General features: G+C 66.2%; 16 protein-coding genes. 13 read left to right on the top strand and 3 right to left on the bottom strand.

Features of this window, described 5'->3' with window-relative positions; genetic code table 11:
- Positions 1-172: 172 nt before the first annotated feature.
- The 4 genes from ABD260_RS31765 (at position 173) to xylA (ending at position 4,361) form a co-directional block, all read left to right on the top strand.
- On the top strand, positions 173-721 hold the full coding sequence (locus ABD260_RS31765; RefSeq protein WP_344239559.1) for a hypothetical protein: 549 nt from the start codon (positions 173-175) through the stop codon (positions 719-721).
- Positions 722-791: 70 nt separating this feature from the next.
- A complete protein-coding gene (locus tag ABD260_RS31760) occupies positions 792-2,027 on the top strand; it encodes an ROK family transcriptional regulator (protein WP_344239557.1) in 1,236 nt (411 codons plus the stop codon).
- Between the two features lie 13 nt (positions 2,028-2,040).
- Entirely contained in the window at positions 2,041-3,204 is a 1,164-nt protein-coding gene (locus ABD260_RS31755) for a Gfo/Idh/MocA family protein (protein WP_344239555.1), read from the top strand.
- Complete coding sequence (gene xylA / locus ABD260_RS31750) at positions 3,201-4,361, top strand: xylose isomerase (RefSeq protein ID WP_344239554.1); 1,161 nt, start codon at positions 3,201-3,203, stop codon at positions 4,359-4,361. The genes ABD260_RS31755 and xylA overlap by 4 nt, the downstream gene beginning before the upstream one ends.
- An 11-nt stretch (positions 4,362-4,372) precedes the next feature.
- On the opposite strand, the gene ABD260_RS31745 is transcribed toward xylA, so the two are convergent.
- On the bottom strand, positions 4,373-5,428 hold the full coding sequence (locus ABD260_RS31745) for an epoxide hydrolase family protein (protein WP_344239552.1): 1,056 nt from the start codon (positions 5,426-5,428) through the stop codon (positions 4,373-4,375).
- A gap of 52 nt (positions 5,429-5,480) precedes the next feature.
- Between ABD260_RS31745 and ABD260_RS31740 the strand changes: the two genes are divergently transcribed.
- Positions 5,481-6,179, top strand: a complete 699-nt coding sequence (locus ABD260_RS31740) for a YqjF family protein (protein WP_344239550.1) — start codon at positions 5,481-5,483, stop codon at positions 6,177-6,179.
- On the opposite strand, the gene ABD260_RS31735 is transcribed toward ABD260_RS31740, so the two are convergent.
- Positions 6,133-6,903, bottom strand: coding sequence for a hypothetical protein (locus ABD260_RS31735; RefSeq protein WP_344239548.1), 771 nt, complete (start codon positions 6,901-6,903; stop codon positions 6,133-6,135). The two genes, ABD260_RS31740 and ABD260_RS31735, sit on opposite strands and share 47 nt — an antisense overlap.
- 67 nt (positions 6,904-6,970) lie before the next feature.
- On the opposite strand from ABD260_RS31735, the gene ABD260_RS31730 reads away from it, so the two are divergent.
- Positions 6,971-7,465, top strand: a complete 495-nt coding sequence (locus ABD260_RS31730) for a MarR family winged helix-turn-helix transcriptional regulator (RefSeq protein WP_344239546.1) — start codon at positions 6,971-6,973, stop codon at positions 7,463-7,465.
- A gap of 74 nt (positions 7,466-7,539) precedes the next feature.
- The gene (locus ABD260_RS31725; RefSeq protein WP_344239544.1) at positions 7,540-7,713 is read left to right on the top strand and encodes a hypothetical protein; all 174 of its coding nucleotides are present in this window, start codon (positions 7,540-7,542) and stop codon (positions 7,711-7,713) included.
- Positions 7,714-7,902: 189 nt separating this feature from the next.
- Here ABD260_RS31725 and ABD260_RS31720 read toward each other — a convergent pair whose 3' ends face one another.
- The gene (locus tag ABD260_RS31720; RefSeq protein ID WP_344239542.1) at positions 7,903-8,700 is read right to left on the bottom strand and encodes an SGNH/GDSL hydrolase family protein; all 798 of its coding nucleotides are present in this window, start codon (positions 8,698-8,700) and stop codon (positions 7,903-7,905) included.
- Positions 8,701-8,739: 39 nt separating this feature from the next.
- Here ABD260_RS31720 and ABD260_RS31715 point away from each other — a divergent pair, with 39 nt between their 5' ends.
- The 6 genes from ABD260_RS31715 (at position 8,740) to ABD260_RS31690 (ending at position 17,872) form a co-directional block, all read left to right on the top strand.
- Positions 8,740-12,093 (top strand): hypothetical protein, encoded by a 3,354-nt coding sequence (locus ABD260_RS31715; protein WP_344239540.1) that lies wholly within the window; start codon positions 8,740-8,742, stop codon positions 12,091-12,093.
- 279 nt (positions 12,094-12,372) lie between these two features.
- On the top strand, positions 12,373-14,220 hold the full coding sequence (locus ABD260_RS31710) for an ABC transporter substrate-binding protein (RefSeq protein WP_344239538.1): 1,848 nt from the start codon (positions 12,373-12,375) through the stop codon (positions 14,218-14,220).
- The gene (locus tag ABD260_RS31705) at positions 14,217-15,311 is read left to right on the top strand and encodes an ABC transporter permease (RefSeq protein WP_344239536.1); all 1,095 of its coding nucleotides are present in this window, start codon (positions 14,217-14,219) and stop codon (positions 15,309-15,311) included. The genes ABD260_RS31710 and ABD260_RS31705 overlap by 4 nt, the downstream gene beginning before the upstream one ends.
- Before the next feature lie 5 nt (positions 15,312-15,316).
- Positions 15,317-16,192: an ABC transporter permease gene (locus ABD260_RS31700; protein ID WP_344239534.1), complete on the top strand. Its 876-nt coding sequence runs from the start codon at positions 15,317-15,319 to the stop codon at positions 16,190-16,192.
- On the top strand, positions 16,185-16,994 hold the full coding sequence (locus ABD260_RS31695; protein WP_344239532.1) for an ABC transporter ATP-binding protein: 810 nt from the start codon (positions 16,185-16,187) through the stop codon (positions 16,992-16,994). The genes ABD260_RS31700 and ABD260_RS31695 overlap by 8 nt, the downstream gene beginning before the upstream one ends.
- Positions 16,991-17,872, top strand: coding sequence for an ABC transporter ATP-binding protein (locus tag ABD260_RS31690; RefSeq protein ID WP_344239530.1), 882 nt, complete (start codon positions 16,991-16,993; stop codon positions 17,870-17,872). The genes ABD260_RS31695 and ABD260_RS31690 overlap by 4 nt, the downstream gene beginning before the upstream one ends.
- Positions 17,873-18,283: the final 411 nt, after the last annotated feature.

The raw sequence follows: 18,283 nt of genomic DNA, 5'->3' as shown, positions 1-18,283 counted from the left end.
AGTCGACAGGTTCAGTTCAGCGGCGTACGTCGCGTACCTCAACCCTTTCGACCGGAACGACAGCTTGTTGCCACTCGGCGACCGTGGGTGACGCCCACGTATTTCCTCTGGCCCCGGGTACCGGGCGCGTGGCACGATCATGCACCGGAAGTACTCCAGGGGACGGGGCAGTATGAACGGGTTGACCGCGCAGGGTGACGAAGTCAGCGATCACCCGCGGGTACAGAGCAGGATGCCCTTGCGCCAGTTCAGCACTCCGGTGCGCGTGGACGAAGTCGCCGTTGCCGCGCTGACGCTCGCCGAGGATCTGCAGGCCGCGACGCGGAATCTGCCCGAGTCGGTGGAGCTGCAGCGGTTCCGGCGCGAGCTCGACCAGGCCGCGACCACGTTCCGGGAGACGGCGTCCCGGCTCGAGGCGACCGCGGGCAAGCTCGTCCGGATGGCCGCGACCGAGGGCCGTGCGTGTGGTGTCGGCTGGGGTGTCTGCCCGGAGCACGGTCTGACGTTGATGAACGTCGGCGAAACCGTCAGCTGTCACGTACTCGGCTGCGGCCGCGCGAACGAAGGAGCGGTCGAGCGCTGCGAGCACCCGGTCGCGTACCGGGTGGTCGACGCCGCGGGACCGACCTTGCTGACCTGTACCGGTCACGCCGTCGCTTGCCGGCTGTACTTCGACAACCCGGTCATCACCGCCGCGGCCGACAGCATGGAGCTGTTCTGACCCTTGACGCCGACCGCCCCGCGACTTAGTTTGTTGGATCAACAGACAAAGTCGCGCGGGAGGTTGCGGGATGACGCTGAGCGATGGCCGCCGGCCTGGCAGCCGGGCCGTTGCCGCTGATCACGTCTCGCTCCGGCGGAACAATCTCTCGGTCGTACTGCGCCATGTCCGCGACCTCGGACCGCGGTCCCGCGCGCGGATCGCGGACGACACCGGGCTGAACAAGGCGACCGTCAGCAGCCTTGTCGCCGAACTGGTCGAGCGTGGGCTGCTCCGGGAAGGCTCGCCCGACTCGACGCGTACGCTCGGCCGGCCGGGTCAATTGGTCGAACTGGACGGTTCCGGCGTCTGCGGCGTCGGCGCCGAGATCAACGTCGAGTACCTCGCGGTGATCGCGCTGGATTTGTCCGGTGCAGCGGTGTTCGAGCAGCGCGTACCGGTTGATGTGGCGAACCTTGATCCTGGTACGACCCTCGATCGGCTGACGGACCTGATCAAGCAGGCGGTCGCCGCGGTGAATGGGCAGGTCGCAGGGGTGACGCTTGCGGTGCCCGCGCTGGTCCAAGGGGAGACGGGCGAGTTGAAACTCGCGCCGAACCTGGGCTGGAGCGAGTTCCCGGTCGCAGACGAGCTGCGCCGCCGGCTGGGTGATCCGCCGTACCCGGTGCACGTCGACAACGAGGCGAACCTTGCGGCGTTGGCGGCGTACGCCGAGTTGCAGGAAGACGTCCACGACCTCGTACTGCTGACCGGTGCGGTCGGTGTTGGTGGTGGTGTCGTCACCGGAGGGCACTTGCTCCGGGGCAGTCAGGGGTACAGCGGGGAGGTCGGCCATATGCCGGTCGCTCCGGCCGGGCGGACCTGTGGTTGCGGGCGGACCGGTTGCTGGGAGACCGTGGTCGGCCTGACCGCACTGTTGCATCAGGCAACGGATGCCGACGATCCGGCTCGGGATCCGTCGCTGGACGTCGAGCAGCGGCTGGCTGAGATCACCCGACGCGCCGAAGCCGGCGACGTACGCACCTTGACCGCGCTGCAGGACGTCGGCGACTGGCTGGGGATCGGCGGCGCGGTGCTGGTGAACATCCTGAACCCGGACGTGCTCGTTCTCGGCGGGTACTTCGCTGTCCTCGGTCCGTGGCTGAAAGCCCCGCTGGAGCAGGCGATCCGCGAGCGCGTCATCGCGCCGGACGGAGGCGGCTGCCGGGTCGTCCAGTCGGAGCTCGGTTTCACCGCCGCCGTCCGTGGCGGCGCGCAGATTTCACTCGACCAGGTCTTCCTCGACCCCACCAGAGTCGCGCAATGATCCTAGGAGACGCATGACACAGCTGGGCATCGGTTTGATCGGCTACGCCTTCATGGGTGCCGCCCATTCGCAGGCGTGGCGGAGCGCGCCGCGGTTCTTCGACCTGCCGCTGGACCCGCAGCTGAACGTGCTCTGCGGCCGGAACGCCGAGGCGGTACAGGCGGCGGCGACCAAGCTCGGCTGGAAGGAGATCGAGACCGACTGGCGCAAGCTGCTCGACCGCGACGACGTACAGCTGGTCGACGTCTGCACGCCGGGGGACAGCCACGCGGAGATCGCGATCGCGGCGCTGGAGGCCGGCAAGCACGTACTGTGCGAGAAGCCGCTCGCCAACACGGTCGCGGAAGCCGAGGCGATGACGGCCGCGGCCGAGGCGGCGGCAGCGCGTGGGATCAGGTCGATGGTCGGGTTCACGTACCGGCGGGTGCCGGCGATCGGGCTCGCCCGGCAGCTCGTTGCCGAGGGCAAGCTCGGTACCATCCGGCACGTCCGGGCCCAGTACCTGCAGGACTGGATCGCCGATCCGGAGGCGCCGCTGTCGTGGCGGCTGGACAAGACGAAGGCCGGTTCGGGCGCGCTCGGTGACATCGGCGCGCACATCATCGACCTGACCCAGTACATCACCGGCGACACGATCGGCGAGGTGAGCGCGCGGCTGGAGACGTTCGTCAAGGAGCGTCCGGTCGCGGCGGAACATTCCGGGCTGGCCGGTACGGCCGGTACCGAGCGCGGGCCGGTCACGGTCGACGACGCGGCGGTGTTCCTCGCGACGTTCCGGTCGGGGGCGCTGGGGGTGTTCGAGGCGACCCGGTTCGCGACCGGCCGGAAGAACGCGATCAGGATCGAGATCAACGGCAGCCTCGGCAGTCTCGCCTTCGACTTCGAGGACATGAACCTGCTGCACTACTACGACGCGGCCGACGACGCGCGGACGGCGGGTTTCCGCCGCATCCTCGCCACCGAGGCCGACCACCCGTACGTCGCCGCGTGGTGGCCGCCCGGCCACCTGCTCGGCTACGAGCACGGGTTCACCCATCAGGTCGTCGACCTGGTCACCGCGATCGCCGACGGTACCGACCCGGCGCCGTCGTTCGCCGACGGGCTGCGGGTGCAGCGCGTCCTCGCCGCGGTCGAGGCCAGCTCGGCATCCCGTCAATGGCAGGAGATAGCGGAATGAACGACTACACCCCGAGCAAGGACGACAAGTTCTCCTTCGGCCTGTGGACCGTCGGCTGGCAGGGCGTCGACGTCTTCGGTACGGCGGTCCGCCCGGCGATGGACCCGGTCCACGCGGTCGAGAAGCTCGCCGAACTCGGCGCCGCCGCGGTCACCTTCCACGACGACGACGTGGTGCCGGACGACAGCACCCGCGGCCAGGTCCTGGAGCGGTTCACCAAAGCGCTGGCCGAAACCGGCATGGGCGTCGAGATGATGACCACCAACCTGTTCAGCCACCCGGTCTTCAAGGACGGCGGCCTGACCGCGAACGATCGCCAGGTCCGCCGGTACGCGTTGGCGAAGGTGCTTCGCAACGTTGATCTGGCGGCTGAGCTGGGCGCGACGACGTACGTGCTCTGGGGTGGTCGTGAAGGGGCCGAGTCCGGCGGGTCGAAGGACGTGCGGGCGGCGCTGGATCGGTACAAGGAGTCGATGGACATCCTGTGCGCGTACGTACGCGAGCAGGGGTACGACATCCGCTTCGCGATCGAGCCGAAGCCGAACGAGCCGCGCGGTGACATCCTGCTGCCGTCGATCGGGCACGCGATCGCGTTCATCAACGACCTCGCCGACCCGGAGCTGGTCGGCATCAACCCCGAGGTCGGGCACGAGCAGATGGCCGGGCTGAACTACGCGCACGGCATCGCGCAGGCGCTGTGGCACGGGAAGCTGTACCACATCGACCTCAACGGGCAGCACGGTCCGCGGTTCGACCAGGACCTGCGGTTCGGCGCCGGGAACCTGCGCGAGGCGTTCTGGACGGTCGACGTACTGCAGGGGTCGGCGGGCCGGCCGGGGTACGACGGGTACGTGCACTTCGACTACAAGCCGCCGCGCACCGAGGACGAGGACGGTGTCTGGGAGACCGCACGCGCGTGTATGCGGAACTACCTGATTCTGCGGTCGAAGGTGCAGGCGTTCCGCGCCGACCCCGAGGTCGCGGAGGCGCTGGCCGCTGCGAAGGTCGCCGAGCTGGACGAACCGACGCTGGGCGCTGGTGAGTCGCTCGACGACCTTCGGAATGCGTCCTACGACCGCGAGGCACTGGCCGATCGAGGTCTCGGGTTCGAGCGGCTCGATCAGTTGGCGATGGAGCATCTGCTCGGGGTTCGGTAGCTCGCAGGGAGCTACAGCTTGCTGAAGAACGCGTGGAGGTCCTCGGCGACGAGCTTGGGGACCTCCAGCGCGGCGAAGTGCCCACCGCGGTCGAACTCGGTGAAGTGCACGACATTGAACTCGCGCTCGACGAGTTTGCGGACCGTGCTGTCGGTGGGGAAGACGGCGAGGCCGGTCTTGACGCGGCTGTATGGCGTTGGTGCGCCCCACGATGACAGTGCTTCGCGGTAGATCCGGCCGGATGAACCGGCGGTGCCGGTCAGCCACGTCTGCGTGACGCTGTCGAGGATGTTGTCGTTGCTGATGGCACCGGTGCGGTGGCCGTAGTCGTCGTACCACTCGAGGTTCCACGCCAGCTGCCCGACCGGTGAATCGGTCAGCGCGTACGCGAGGGTCTGCGGGCGGGTGCTCTGGATCGCGGCGTACCCGGACCGTTCTTTCTGCCAGCGATCGAGGCCGCCGAGCCGCTGCTGTTCGGCCTCGGTGAGTTCTTCGCCTTGCGGGAAGGCCAGGTAGCCGTCGAGGTGCAGGCCGATGACGCGGTCGGGTACCACGCGGGCCAAGGCGGGTCCGATCCGGGCGCCCCAGTCGTAACCGTGCACGCCGTACCGCTCGTACCCGAGTTGTTCCATCAAGGTGATCCACGCGCGGGCGATGCGCTCCGTACCCCAGCCGGTTTCGTTCGTCGGGCCGCTGAAGCCGAAGCCGGGCATGGTTGGTACGACCAACGTGAAGTCCTGGGCCAGCGCGTCGATGACGTCGAGGTAGTCGGACGCCGAGCCCGGCCAGCCGTGCAGCAGCAACAGCGGCGTACCTGTGCCTGTCCGGATGTAGTGCACGCGCTGGTTGTCGATCTCGGTTACATGTTGCGGATACTGATTCAGCCGCGCTTCGAAGCGCCGCCAGTCGTAGGTGGTGCGCCAGTACTCCGTCAGGTCACGCAGCCGGCCGAGCTCGACGCCGTACGCCCACTCGACACCCGGCAACTGATCCGGCCACCTGACCGCCTCCAGCCGCCGCTGCAACTCGTCCAACTCTTCCTGTGGTACCTCTGCCCGAAACTCCATACCTCGACCCTAGAAGCAGTAGCGGACACGCACTGACCGCTACGCTCGAGTTATGCCTCTCGCGGGACCGCGGATTCTGCGGCAACAGTGGCTCGACTTGACCTTCCTGCACTGGGCGGTCGAGCCGGCGAGTGTGGCGCGGTTCTTCCCGGCTGGTACGCGGCCGGACACGTTCGAGGGGCGTACGTACGTCGGTCTCGTGCCGTTCCGGATGGTGGGGACTGGGCTTCCGTACGGTCCCGCGGTGCCGTACTTCGGGACGTTTCTGGAGACGAACATCCGGTTGTACTCGATCGACGAGACCGGGCGGCAGGGTGTTGTCTTCTTGAGCCTGGATGCCGATCGGCTTGCGGTGGTGGCTGCTGCGCGTACGGTCTTTGGGCTGCCGTACCGGTGGGCGCGGATGGGGCATGAGCGGAACGGCGGGCGTCACGTGTACACGTCGACGCTGCGGTGGGCGGGGGTTCAGGCTGAGTCGGCGGTTGGTGTCGAGGTGGGGGAGCGGTTGAAGGTTGGGCCGCTGGAGGAGTTCTTGACGGCGCGGTGGGGTTTGCATGTACGTCGCGGCGGGCGGACCTGGTATTTGCCGAATGAGCATCCGCCTTGGACGCTGAACAATGCGACTGTCACCTTGCTGGACGTGAACAGTTTGTTGCGGTCGGTGGGTCTCGTGGTGCCGGGTCGGCTACCGGATCATGTGGCGTTCAGTGCTGGTGTTCCGGCGGCGTTCGGGTTGCCGGTTGGTTCATGAGTTGTTCGGTCTCGTTGATGATGAACGGCACGTCCAGCTGGCGGGCCCAGCGGTTGACTTCGGTCGCGAGGGCGCGTGAGCCGGCGGTGTCGCCTTCGTCGCGGAGCAGGGCGGCGAGGAGGCTCTGCTGGGCGAGTGTGGGGCGCAGGTGACCGGCTTTCTGCAGGAGCTCGGTCGATCGCTCCAACTGGTTGCGCGCCAGGACGAGATCGCCGGCCGCGCGGGCGTGATAGCCGAGATGTCTGAGCGCTTGTCCCGCCAGCAGGTCGTCATCGCACTTCTCGGCCAGCTTCAGTGCTACCTCATAGTGCTCGAAGGCCAGGTCCGGTTGCTCGTACACGTTGTCGGCGATTGCGCCGGCCCAGAAGTTGGCGCGGCCGCGTCGGTTGTCGTCGGGTGCTTCGTCGATGAGAGTCAGCAGCCGGTCGCGCAGGTCGTACGCGCCTGACTGGGACAGCGCGGTCGCGTAGTCCTTTCGGATCTTCAGCAGGTTCACGTCCCATGAGTTGTCCGGTACGGCGGCTAGTGCGGCTGACACGTGGTCCGTGTCCCGGCCGAAGTCGTAGTCGACGGTGACTTCGGCCAGTGCCAGCGCGAGGGCCGTGTGTTCGGTGAGATCGTCCGCGTGGGTGGCGGTGAGGAGGTTGATGGCGGTGGTCCATTGGCCGGCCAGCATCAGCTGGTGCGCGGCTTTGACGACGTACGCGGCTGCGAGAGTGCTCATGTCGGTCAATGTATTTCGAGGTCGAAATATTTGACAATTAACCTTCAGTCGGTGAAAGGTTATTCGGGTGAAGGACTTCGTGGATGCGCATGTGGAGCTGTGGGCGGGTGAGCTGACCGAGTTGGATCGGGACGTGGAGGGCATCACCGTCCGCTTGCAGGTGCTCAATCGGTACTTGGAGCGCCGCCGCGAGGCCGTACTTGCGACGTATGGGCTGCAGTTGTGGGAGTTCAAGACACTGCACATGCTGCGGCGGGGCGGCCGGCCGTACGCGGCGACGCCGGGTGCGTTGGCGCGGCAGCTGGGGATGTCGGCGGCGGCGATGACGAATCGGCTGGATGCGCTTGAACGTCGCGGATACGTGGAGCGTACGCATGATCGTGATGACCGGCGGAAGGTGGTTGCGACGCTGACCCGTGCCGGGAGCGAGCTGTGGGAGCGCGGCATCGGTGACATCTTGCGAGTTGAGGAGGAGCTGATTCATCAGCTGCCTGCTGCGGAGCGGACCCGCCTTGATGAGCTGCTGCGGCGGTTGGTTCTGGTGACCGGGGCGGATTCTTAGCGAGGGCGTGTCAAGATCCGCTGATCTGGTCCGACTTCTGGGTGTAAGCAGCAATCAACCCGGAGGGCGGACCGATGGAACCGCTGAACCTGATGGTGTCGCTGAGCCACTTCGCCAACGACAACCGCAAGCACAAGCACGGCCTGAGCGAACCAGCCGGCCGCCGGCGGCCGAAACGGAAGCTCCGCGTGGCCGGAAATGTCCGGCGCCTGTGGGCACCCCGCGTCCGCGAGCTGCCGACGCGGTGACAGGTCGCGCGGCAGATTTGTGGGTTGTACAGCTGCCCGGCCCGTGCGCGGAGGTGCCCACGCGGTGACAGGTCGCGCGACAGCTCGCGGGTTGTGCAGCGGCCCGGTGTCGTCGCGGTCAGCTGACTTTCTTCACGTTGCCGCTGATCAGGAACGCGACTTCCGCGGTACGCCGGCGGATCGGTGCGGTCAGCTCGTGCGTACCCGTTCCGTGATCAGGTTGGCGACTGCGTGCATGCCGGCGGCGTTGGGGTGGTACGGGACGAAGCCGCCGAGGTTTGGCGGGAGCATCGTGAAGCCGGTGGTCCACGGTTCGGGTGCGCCGATCGCGTGGTCCTTGCTGGCCGTGGATGCGGCGATCAGGTCGGCGCCGGTCGCGGCCGCGGCCTTGGCGAACGCGTCGGCCAGGCCGTCGGCCATCATCGCGACGCTGGGGAGTTGCTCTTCGTTGAGCGGTACGTCGAGGCGCGGGCGAGTGGCCGGTCCGACGAGGGTCAGGTAGTCGACCAGGAGGATGCGTGCGTTCGGTGCGCGCTCCTGGGTTCGCTCGACGACCGTGGTGAGTGAGTCCGCGACCGCTTGGTACGCCGCGTCGTCCTTCAAGTAACTGACCCGCGCGCGAATCCGGTTCGCGACCCGTCGGCCGAGGAGGACGGCGGGTTTGGCGATCGTGTTGAGGAAGCTGCCGCGGAGGAAGGTGCCGACGTACTCAAGGTCGTTGCCGCCGACTGTGATCGTGACCAGGGCAGTGTCGGGGGTCACGGCGTCGAGTTGGGGTGGGGCGTCGTCCTGCGGGGTGTCCAGTACGTGCGCGGTGGTGGCGCCTGAGTACGTGACATCGGTCAGCTCCAGGCCGAGCTCGGCCGCGACCAGGTGCGCGTAGTTGCTGCCCGAGCGCCCGGCGGGTGGATGCACGATCGGACTGATCCCCGGCCCGGCCGCGAACGAACTCCCGAGTGCGACGTACCGACTGCCGGATGCGATCACCGGACCACGATAGACGAAGAGGTACGGCATACTGCCCCGGTGACTGACGACGTGTTCGGTACGGCCGACGTGTTCGGTACGGCGGCAATTCGGGACCGGGTACTGGCCGGCTGGACCGCGGCGCCCATCCGCTTCCGCGAAGACGCGAACGCGGAGGAGGAACTCGCACTGGGCGGCTACGTCGACCGCTTGGTGATCGAACTCGCCCAGAACGCTGCCGACGCGGCGGCTCGTGCTGGTGCGCCGGGTCGAGTGCTCTACGAATTCCGCAACAACACCCTGGTGGTCGCAAACACCGGCGCCCCACTGGACCGCGAGGGCGTCGAGTCGTTGGCGACCTTACGAGCCTCAGCCAAACGCGCCCCCTTCCACCCCACAGCACGCGAAGCCGCCGCCGCCGTCGGTCTCACGCCGGATGGTGGTGCGGGCGGCGTCGCGGTTGGTGCCACGGCAGGTGGTGATGCCGGCGTCGCCGTTGGAGTCACGCCGGGTGATAGTGAGGACGGCATCGCGGTTGGTGTCAGGGCGGGTGGTGATGAGGCCGGCGTCGCGGTTGGTGTCACGCCGGGTGGTGAGGCGGGCGCCGGCGTTGGTGTCACGGCGGGTGGTGGTGCGGGCGGCGTCGCGGTTGGTGCCACGGAGTGTGGTGGTGAGGCGGGTGGCGCCGTTGGTGTCGCGGCGGATGGTGGTGCCGGTGGCGGGGCGGGTGTGGTGGCCGGTGGGGGTGGTGTGGGTGGTCCTGTGCTGCCGGTTGGGCGGTTTGGGGTTGGGTTTTCGGCTGTGTTGGCCGTGAGTGATGAGCCGGTGGTGTTGTCTCGGGGTGGGGGTGTTCGGTTCTCGAAGGCGGATACGGCGGCGGCGATTGGGGCGTTGGGGTCGGGGGGACTTGACGAGGAAGTGCGGCGGCGAGACGGGCAGGTGCCGGTGTTGCGGCTGCCGTTCGAGGCCGAGGGTGAGCCGCCTACCGGCTACGACACCGCCGTCATCCTCCCGCTCCGCGACGAAGCAGCCGCCGCACTCGTACGCCGCCTGTTGTCCGAGGCCGACGACGCGCTCCTGCTCGCCCTCCCCGGTCTCGAGCGCATCGAGATCGAAACCGACGACACCAACCGAGTACTCGAGAACGCCGAATCCCGCTGGTGGATCCACCGCACCGCCGGCGTATTCGACCCGGCCGAACGCGAACAACTCCTCGCGGACCGCCCCACGGAAGAGCGCTCCCGCCCCACCTGGTCCGTCGTCTGGGCCCTACCCCGAGATGCCGAACAGTCCACCCCAACCGTCGTCCACGCACCGACCCCCACCGACGAACCACTGTCCCTCCCAGTGTTGCTCCTGGCAACTTTCCCCCTCGACTCGACTCGTCGACATGTTGCCAACGGCCCCTTAACCGATCGGCTCGTACGCGAAGCAGCATCCGCGTACGCCGAACTGCTCCGCCAGCGAGCCGCCGACGGTGACAACGTGCTGCACCTGATCCCCACCGGCCTCGCCGCCGGCACGCTCGACCGCATGCTCCGCGACGAGATCCTCCACCGCCTCCCCGAAACCGAGCTGCTCCGCGCGGTCAACGGCGACCTCCTGCGCCCACGGGATGCCGTCGTCGTAGAAGGTGCCGACGACAACTTCTCCACCATTCTCGCGCCAATTGTCGAAGGACTGATCCGCGACCGCCGCGAAGATCGCCAAGCCCTGGACGCCTTGAAAACAAGGCGAATCGAGCTCGCAGAGATTGTCGATCAGCTCGGGGGAGAGGAGTCGCCAACTTGGTGGCGATCCCTCTACGGTTCGCTGACGAACATGGTCACCGATGCGCTTCTCCGCGAGTCCCTCGGTACGCTCCCGGTCCCGCTCGCCGACGGCCGCCTCGTACGCGGCGCTCGCGGTTTGCTCCTGCCGGGTCCGGAGATCCCGGTCGAGATTCTCGCCGCGTTCGGCACGTACGGTGTTCGCGTCGTCCACCCCGAGGCGGTCGATCCCGCCCTCGAACGACTCGGTGCGATCCCTGCCACACCACGATCGCTCCTCGAAGACAGTGCGGTTCGTACGGCGGTCGAACATTCCGCGGACGCCGACGATCCAGAGGCGATCGCGCACGCCGTACTCAGTCTTGTTGCCGCTGATCCGGCACAGGCCGACGGTCTGTGGTGGTTGTCCGACCTCGTGCTCCGGGACGCGGACGGTGAGCTTGTACCCGCGAATGCCTTGGTAGTGGAGGGTTCCGAGGCACAAGCCGTGCTCGACGCCGACGAGGTCGCGCCGGTCGCGAGCGAGGTGGTGGAACGCTACGGGGTGCCGGCGCTGGAGGCCGTCGGTGTGCTCTCGACCCTGGGCGTCGTCACCGCCTCCGACGTGACGCTCGACCAGCTGCCCGAGGCTCTGCAGGACCTCGACGCCATTGACGATTGGGCGTACGACGTCGCGCCGGATGGTTCGCGGTACGGGGTGACCGTCGGCGAACTGCCCTCGATCCGGGACCTGGACTGGATCACCGACGACAACTGGCCGAAAGCGCTGCAGATGCTGGGTTCAACGCCCGAGCTTCGGGAGGCACTGGTCAAACAGGTACGAGTTGTCGGGCCGGATGATCGCGCGTTGGGCGTGCCGTCGTACGCGGCTTGGTGGATTCGGGAGCACGTCCTGCTTGAGGACGGCGAACCGCTTGCGGGGCGGGCTGATCCGGAGGCTGAGCCGGTGCTCGCGACCTTCCTGGATCCGGCGCCGGAGTGGACAGCTGAGCTTGATCCGGAAGTGCGGATCGCGGTCGGGTTGGTCCGCGAGGTCGGTGATCTTGACGCTGACGGCCTCGGGCTGGTGCTTGATCGGCTGGCTGATCCGGAGCGGGACGTTGACGAGGCGTCGATGCTTCGGCTGTGGAATCGGCTTGGCACGCTTGCGCTGTTTCCGGGGGATGCGCCGGAGCAGGTTCGGGTGCTGGACCTGGACGGGCGCACTCGGGTGACGGGTACGGACGATGCGGTCGTCGTGGACGCGCCGATGTGGGTGCAGCGTGAGGACCTTGGCGGGTTTGTGGTGGGCTCGGGTGCGGCGGCGGATGGGCTTGGGGATCTGTTCGACGTGCCGCTCGCGCAGGAAGTTGCTGAGGGCAAGATTGATGGTGCTGGTACGGCGGCCGAGGTGCCGGAGCTGGTGCGAGAGCTCGTACCCGAGGTGCCGTCGATGTGGTGGGAGCACGACGAACTGACTGTTGACGGCGTCGAGGTCTCGTGGTGGGTGGACGCGAACGGCGCGCCGCATGCCGCGACCTTCGACGGTCTGGCGAAGGCACTCGCCTGGTCCGCCGGCCGCTGGGACCGCCGGCACGTGATCCGCGCCGTCCTGAACGAACCACACCGCAACGCCGAACTCCTCCTGGACGCCATCTACGACTGACCCGGGGTGCTTGCCGTCGTGGCGGTGACCGGATTCGGTCGCGGTGGGCTGATCTGTACGCCGTGTGACCGCGCTTGGAAGCGTTTCCGCCTGCGGCTGTCACGGAGAGCGAGCCAACGTTGTCAAAGGTTGGTATATCGACTGATCTGCGGATATGACCGCAAAGTTCCAACGTGGCAATGAACTCTTGCCAACGTTGTCAACGCTACTTATAGTCCGTGACACCTCTCGGTCTGTAACAGCTGAGCCCGTGCAACGGAAACAGAGGTGACTTTCGTCATGAGCCCTGATCACAACGACGAACCGCGTCCCCAGTACGAAGACGTCGCAGCGGTCATCCGCTACCAGTTGACCCGGCGCAGCATGATCGGCGGAGGTGCCGCGGCGCTGACCGCGTTCCTGGCCGCCTGCTCCGGCGGCGGCGGGTCGTACTCCGACAAACCGGCCGGCAACAAGCCCGCCGCGGCCAAGACCATCCAGATCGGCAAGGCGAACATCCCGGTCCCCCGGGAGCAGACGGTGATCGTCGGCCAGGTCGAGTACACGGTGTTCGACAGCTTCAACGGCATGATCCCGAACGGTTCGCCGTCCGGCGCCGGGGTCGAGCTCTCCACCGAACCGTTGTTCTTCCTCAGTTTCGCCACCGGCAAGCTGACGCCGTGGCTGGCGACCGAGTACAAGTACAACGACGACCACACCGAGCTGACGCTGAAGTTCGACCCGAAGGCGCACTGGAACGACGGTCAGCCGCTGGGCGCGAAGGACTTCAAGTTCACCGTGATGATGCTGAAGGACCGGCCCGACCTGTTCGGCGGCGGTGGCGAGCTGAAGGAGTTCGTCAAGGACATCGAGGTCCCGGACCCCCAGACCGCGGTGGTCAAGTTCCTCAAGCCGACGCCGCGGTTCCACTACAACTTCATCGCCGCGATCTCCGGTGCGCCGAACAACATCATGCCGGAGCACATCTGGAAGTCGCAGGACCCGACGAAGTACAAGGACAACCCGCCCGTACGCTCCGGCCCGTACAAGCTGAAGCAGGCGATCCGGAACCAGAAGATGTTCATCTGGGAGAAGGACCCGAATTACTGGAACAAGGACAAGCTCGACGTCAAACCGCAGTACGTGGTCTTCCAGAGCACGTCGAAGCAGCTCGACCAGGCGTCACTGGCGTTCGAGCGCGCGGAGTTCGACGTCGGTTCGATCGACGCGCAGCACGCCTCGCAGCTGCGTAACACCGGCTACCCGAATCTGATCACCACCCAGTTCCATGACCCGAACCCGCGGGTGATGTGGCTGAACTGCGATCCGTCCCGGGGCGTGATCGCGGAGCCGAAGATGCACTGGGCAATCAACTACTGCCTGAACCGGGAGACGATCGGCAAGTCGGTGTGGCAGGTCCAGGTGCCGCCCGCGCAGTACCCGTGGGCGGACTACCCGACGAACGACAAGTGGAAGAACGACGAGCTCGCGAACAAGTACAAGTTCGAGTACAACCTGGACAAGGCGACGCAGCTGCTGGACGAGATCGCACCGAAGAACGCGGCCGGCAAGCGGATGTACAAGGGCAAGGAGATCAACCTCGAGATCATCACGCCCGCGCCGGTCGACAAGGACGAGTACGCGATCGCCAATGTGCTGAAGACGGACCTCGCCAAGGTCGGCGTCCCCGCGACGCTGCGCAGTCTGTCCGGCAGCGTGCACGACGACAAGTTCCAGCGCGGTGAGTACGACATCGATTCGAGCTGGGCCGGATTCGCCATCGACCCCGAGCAGCTCTACACCGACTGGGAGAGCAGCAAGGCGCAACCGATCGGCAAGAACGCCGCCAACAAGAACAAGATGCGATTCCGGGACCCGCAGTTCGACGAGATCTCGCAGAAGCTGGCCGGGATCGACCCGAACACCGAAGAGGCCAAGCCGCTGCTCGCCCAGGCGCTCGAGATCTACTTCCAGAAGCTTCCGCTGCTGCCGGTGATTCAGACCGGCTATCCGCAGTTCTTCAACACCACGTTCTGGAAGGACTGGCCGACCGACGACAACCTGTACGAGGTGCCGCTGAACTGGTGGCCGCACTTCATGCTGGTGCTGGCCAAGATCAGCTCCACCGGGCAGAAAGGACCGTCGTGACGGCGGAAGCCCCGCCGGTGGTCACTGTCGACAAGCCCGAGGAAACCGCATCCTCCTCCGGGATGCGGGCCTGGTTGTCGCGACATCCGCTGGCGGCGTACGCGATCCGCCGACTCGGCCTGTACGTGGTGGAACTGTGGGGCGCGCTGACGATCGCGTTCTTCTTCTTCCGGCTGATGCCGGGGGATCCGATCCAGACGCTGATCCAGACCCTGCAGCAAAACTATGTGTACAACGCGCAGGCGAGCGCCGAGCTGATCGCCCGCTACAAGCACGAGTTCGGCCTCGACGGAAACATCCTCACGCAGTACCTGCGGTACATGGAAAAGCTCGTTCTGCACGGTGATCTCGGGCCGTCGCTGATCAACTACCCGACGCCGGCTCAGACGGTTATCCTCAGATCGTTGCCCTGGACAATCGGTCTGCTCGGCATTTCCGCTGTACTGGCGTGGGTGCTCGGGATCATCATCGGCGCGATCGCCGGTTGGCGGCGCGGCAAAATCGGCTCCGCGATCGCGACCAACTTGTCCATCGCGTTGTCGCACGTACCGTACTTCTTCGTCGCATTGATCCTGGTGTACGTGTTCGCGTACTCGATGGGCGTACTACCCGCCAGATCCGCGTACGATTCCAATATCAATCCAGGGTTCTCGCTGGACTTCATCGGCAGCGTACTCAAGTACGGCTTGCTGCCCGGTCTGTCGATCGTGATCATCGGGACGTTCAGCTGGATTCTGTCCACCCGCATGTTGATGGTCCCAATTCTCGGCGAGGATTTCCTGGTGTACGCCGAGGCGAAGGGCCTGAAAGGCTGGCGAATCCTCACCCGGTACGCGCTGCGGAACTGCTACCTTCCGCAAATCACCGCCTTCGGCATCTCGCTCGGGTTCATCTTCAACGGCAACGTGCTGGTCGAGCAGCTGTTCAACTACCCGGGCCTCGGTACCACGCTGGTCACGGCGATCCAGCAACTCGACTTCAACACCATCCTCGGCGTCACCGACATGGCGATCTTCTCGGTCCTCACCGCCGTCCTCCTCCTCGACCTCGTGCTCCCGCTCCTCGATCCCCGCGTCAAGTACTGGAAGTGATGACGATGAGAATCCTGCGCGCGGTACTACGAACGATCCGGAACAGCCGGCGGCTCGCGACCGGATTGACCATTCTTGGATTGCTGGTGCTATTGGCACTGTTCAGTCCGTTGATTGCCAAGGTGATCGGCGGCGGGCAAGATCCGGTCGAATTGGCGGCGTACGACAAATGGCTGGTTCCTGGGCCGGGTCATTTGCTCGGGACCGATCAGTTCGGGCGAGACGTGTTCGCGATGGTGGTGAAAGCACTCGCGGTGTCGTTGCAGATCGGCGCGATCGCGGGCGTGATCTCGACTGTCGCAGGCGTGATTGTCGCGTTCGTTGCCGGGTACAAAGGCGGCTGGATCGACAATGTGCTGTCCACGTTCACCGGAATCCTGCTGGTCATCCCGACATTCCCATTGCTGATCGCCTTGTCCGCGTACGCGAAGAACGTGAGCTTGTTCCAGGTCGGCGTGATGATTTCGATCTTCTCGTGGCCGTTCGCGGCGAAGACGATTCGTTCCCAGGTGCTTTCGCTGAGAACGCGGCCGTATGTGGATCTCGCCCGGGTGAGCAAGGCCCGCGACCTGGAGATCATCGTCACCGAGCTGCTGCCGAACCTGTTGCCGTTCATCGGTGTCGGGTTCGCGTCGTCGGCGCTGGGCGCGATCTTCGGGCTGGTCGGTCTGGAGATCATCGGGCTCGGGCCGGGCGGCGTGATCGACCTCGGCCAGATCATCTTCAACGCGATCAGCACCGGCGCGCTGACGCTCGGCGCGTGGCCGATGTTCGTGGTCCCGATCGCCCTGCTGACGTTGCTGTTCGCGGCGCTGAACATGGTGAACATCGGGCTCGAAGAGGTCTACAACCCGCGGCTGAGAGGAGTGGCCGGTGAATAACGTACTGGAGGTCAAAGGCCTGGAGGTCGTGTACTCCACCAACCGCGGCGACGTGAAAGCCGTCCGCGGGATCGACCTGGACGTTCGCCGCGGCGAGATCCTCGGGATCGCGGGGGAGTCCGGCAGCGGGAAGAGTACGCTCGCGGTCGCGTTGCTCCGATTGCTGAAGGCGCCGGGCAAGGTGGCCGGCGGGTCGGTGATGTTCCACCCGGCGGGGCGCTCGCCGGTGGATCTGCTGAAGGTACATGGCGAGCAGCTGCGCGTACTGCGGTGGTCTGCGCTTTCGTATCTCCCGCAGGGTTCGATGAGTTCGCTCAATCCGGTGATGCGGGTCGAGGACCAGTTCAAGGACGTGATCCTCGAGCACGCGCCCGGCCGGAAGGACTCGCTCGGCGAGATGATCCCGCGGCTGCTCGGACAGGTCGGCCTGGAGCCGCGGGTCGGCCGGATGTACCCGCATGAGCTGTCCGGTGGGATGAAGCAGCGCGTACTGATGGCGATCGCGGTCGCGCTCGAACCCGACCTGGTGATCGCGGACGAACCGACAACTGCGCTGGACGTGACGATCCAACGGGTGATCCTGCAGTCGCTGGCCGACCTGCGGACCGATTTCGGCGTGACGCTGATGGTGATTTCGCACGACATGGGCGTGCACGCGCAGCTCGCGGACCGGGTCGCGGTGATGTACGAGGGCCGGCTGGTCGAGGTGGGTGACGTACGGCAGGTGTTCAAGGACCCGCGCGACGAGTACACCCGCCGGCTGATCGAATCGATCCCCCAGGTCGGACGGAGGGCCTCATGAAGTCGGAGCTCGAACTTAGGGGCGTACAGCAACGATTCCACGCGCGGGATGTACCAGGCGGGTACTTGACGGCCGTTGACGATGTGAGTTTCAAGCTGGCTGCCGCGCCGCCACAGATCGTCAGTCTGGTCGGGCAGAGCGGCAGCGGGAAGAGCACGATCGCCCGCAACGTCCTCGGCCTGCAGAAGCCGACGGCCGGTACGGTGCTGTACGGCGGCAAGGACATCTTCAAGCTGAACCGCGCCGAGTACGACGAGTACCGCCGCGATGTACAGCCGGTGTTCCAGGACCCGTACGCGATCTTCAACCCGTTCTACCGGGTCGATCGCGCACTGTGGAAGGCAGTGAAGAAGTTCGATCTGGCTTCGACGCGGGCGGCGGGTTTGGAGCTGATCGAGGAGTCTCTGCGCGCAGTCCGCCTGGAACCGGAGAACGTCCTCGGCCGGTATCCACACCAGCTCTCCGGCGGTCAGCGACAGCGCATCATGCTGGCCCGCGTACACATGCTCCGCCCGTCCTTCATCATCGCCGACGAACCGGTGTCGATGCTGGACGCCCAAGTACGCAAGCACTTCCTCGACATCCTCCTCGACTTCCAGCGCGAACACGGCATGACCACCCTGTTCATCACCCATGACCTGTCCACCGTCTACTACCTAGGCGGCGAGGTCATGGTCATCACCAAAGGCCAACTCGTCGAACGCGGCCCGGTCTCCACGGTGATGCACCAGCCGACCCACCCGTACACCAAACTCCTCCTGGACTCCATCCCCCAACCCGACCCCGACCAACGCTGGACCACCCGCATAACCCCCGACGAACTGGACCACCTGGACACCCCCACCGAAGCAACCCAACCCGAAACACCAATCCTCTGACAGCTCATCAGTTCGTTTGATCGCGGTGTCGCCGGCGCTGGTGCGGCAGCCGCCGGTGTTGTTGTCGACAATCTGAATGTGTGCACCGGTCCCGCGGCAACCTACTGCTCTAGTTGGCCCGGCACCCGGGTCTCCACGTGACTGATGTAGCGCCGGGGAAGGCGGCGTCGTCGGGCGGGCTAACGGAGACGTGCACCAGCGGGGTTCGGGCCGTGGACAGCGAGGTGGTAACGCCGGCGGGGTACAGCGGGCGGGGTGGTGCCGATTGTTGTCGGGCACCTGGCAAGCGCAGGTAATCGGCGCCTTCGCTGGGCGGGTGGCCGTCGTACCGAAAGTCGAACCCTTCGGAGCAGGCACACGTACGACGTTGGGTGGACCCACAGGTACTCGACGGCGACACAACCAGCATCG

Source organism: Kribbella hippodromi (genome assembly GCF_039531045.1).
GTDB lineage: Bacteria > Actinomycetota > Actinomycetes > Propionibacteriales > Kribbellaceae > Kribbella > Kribbella hippodromi.
Note: the sequence above shows the minus strand (reverse complement) of the source record. Positions and strands in the feature narration are given on the sequence as shown.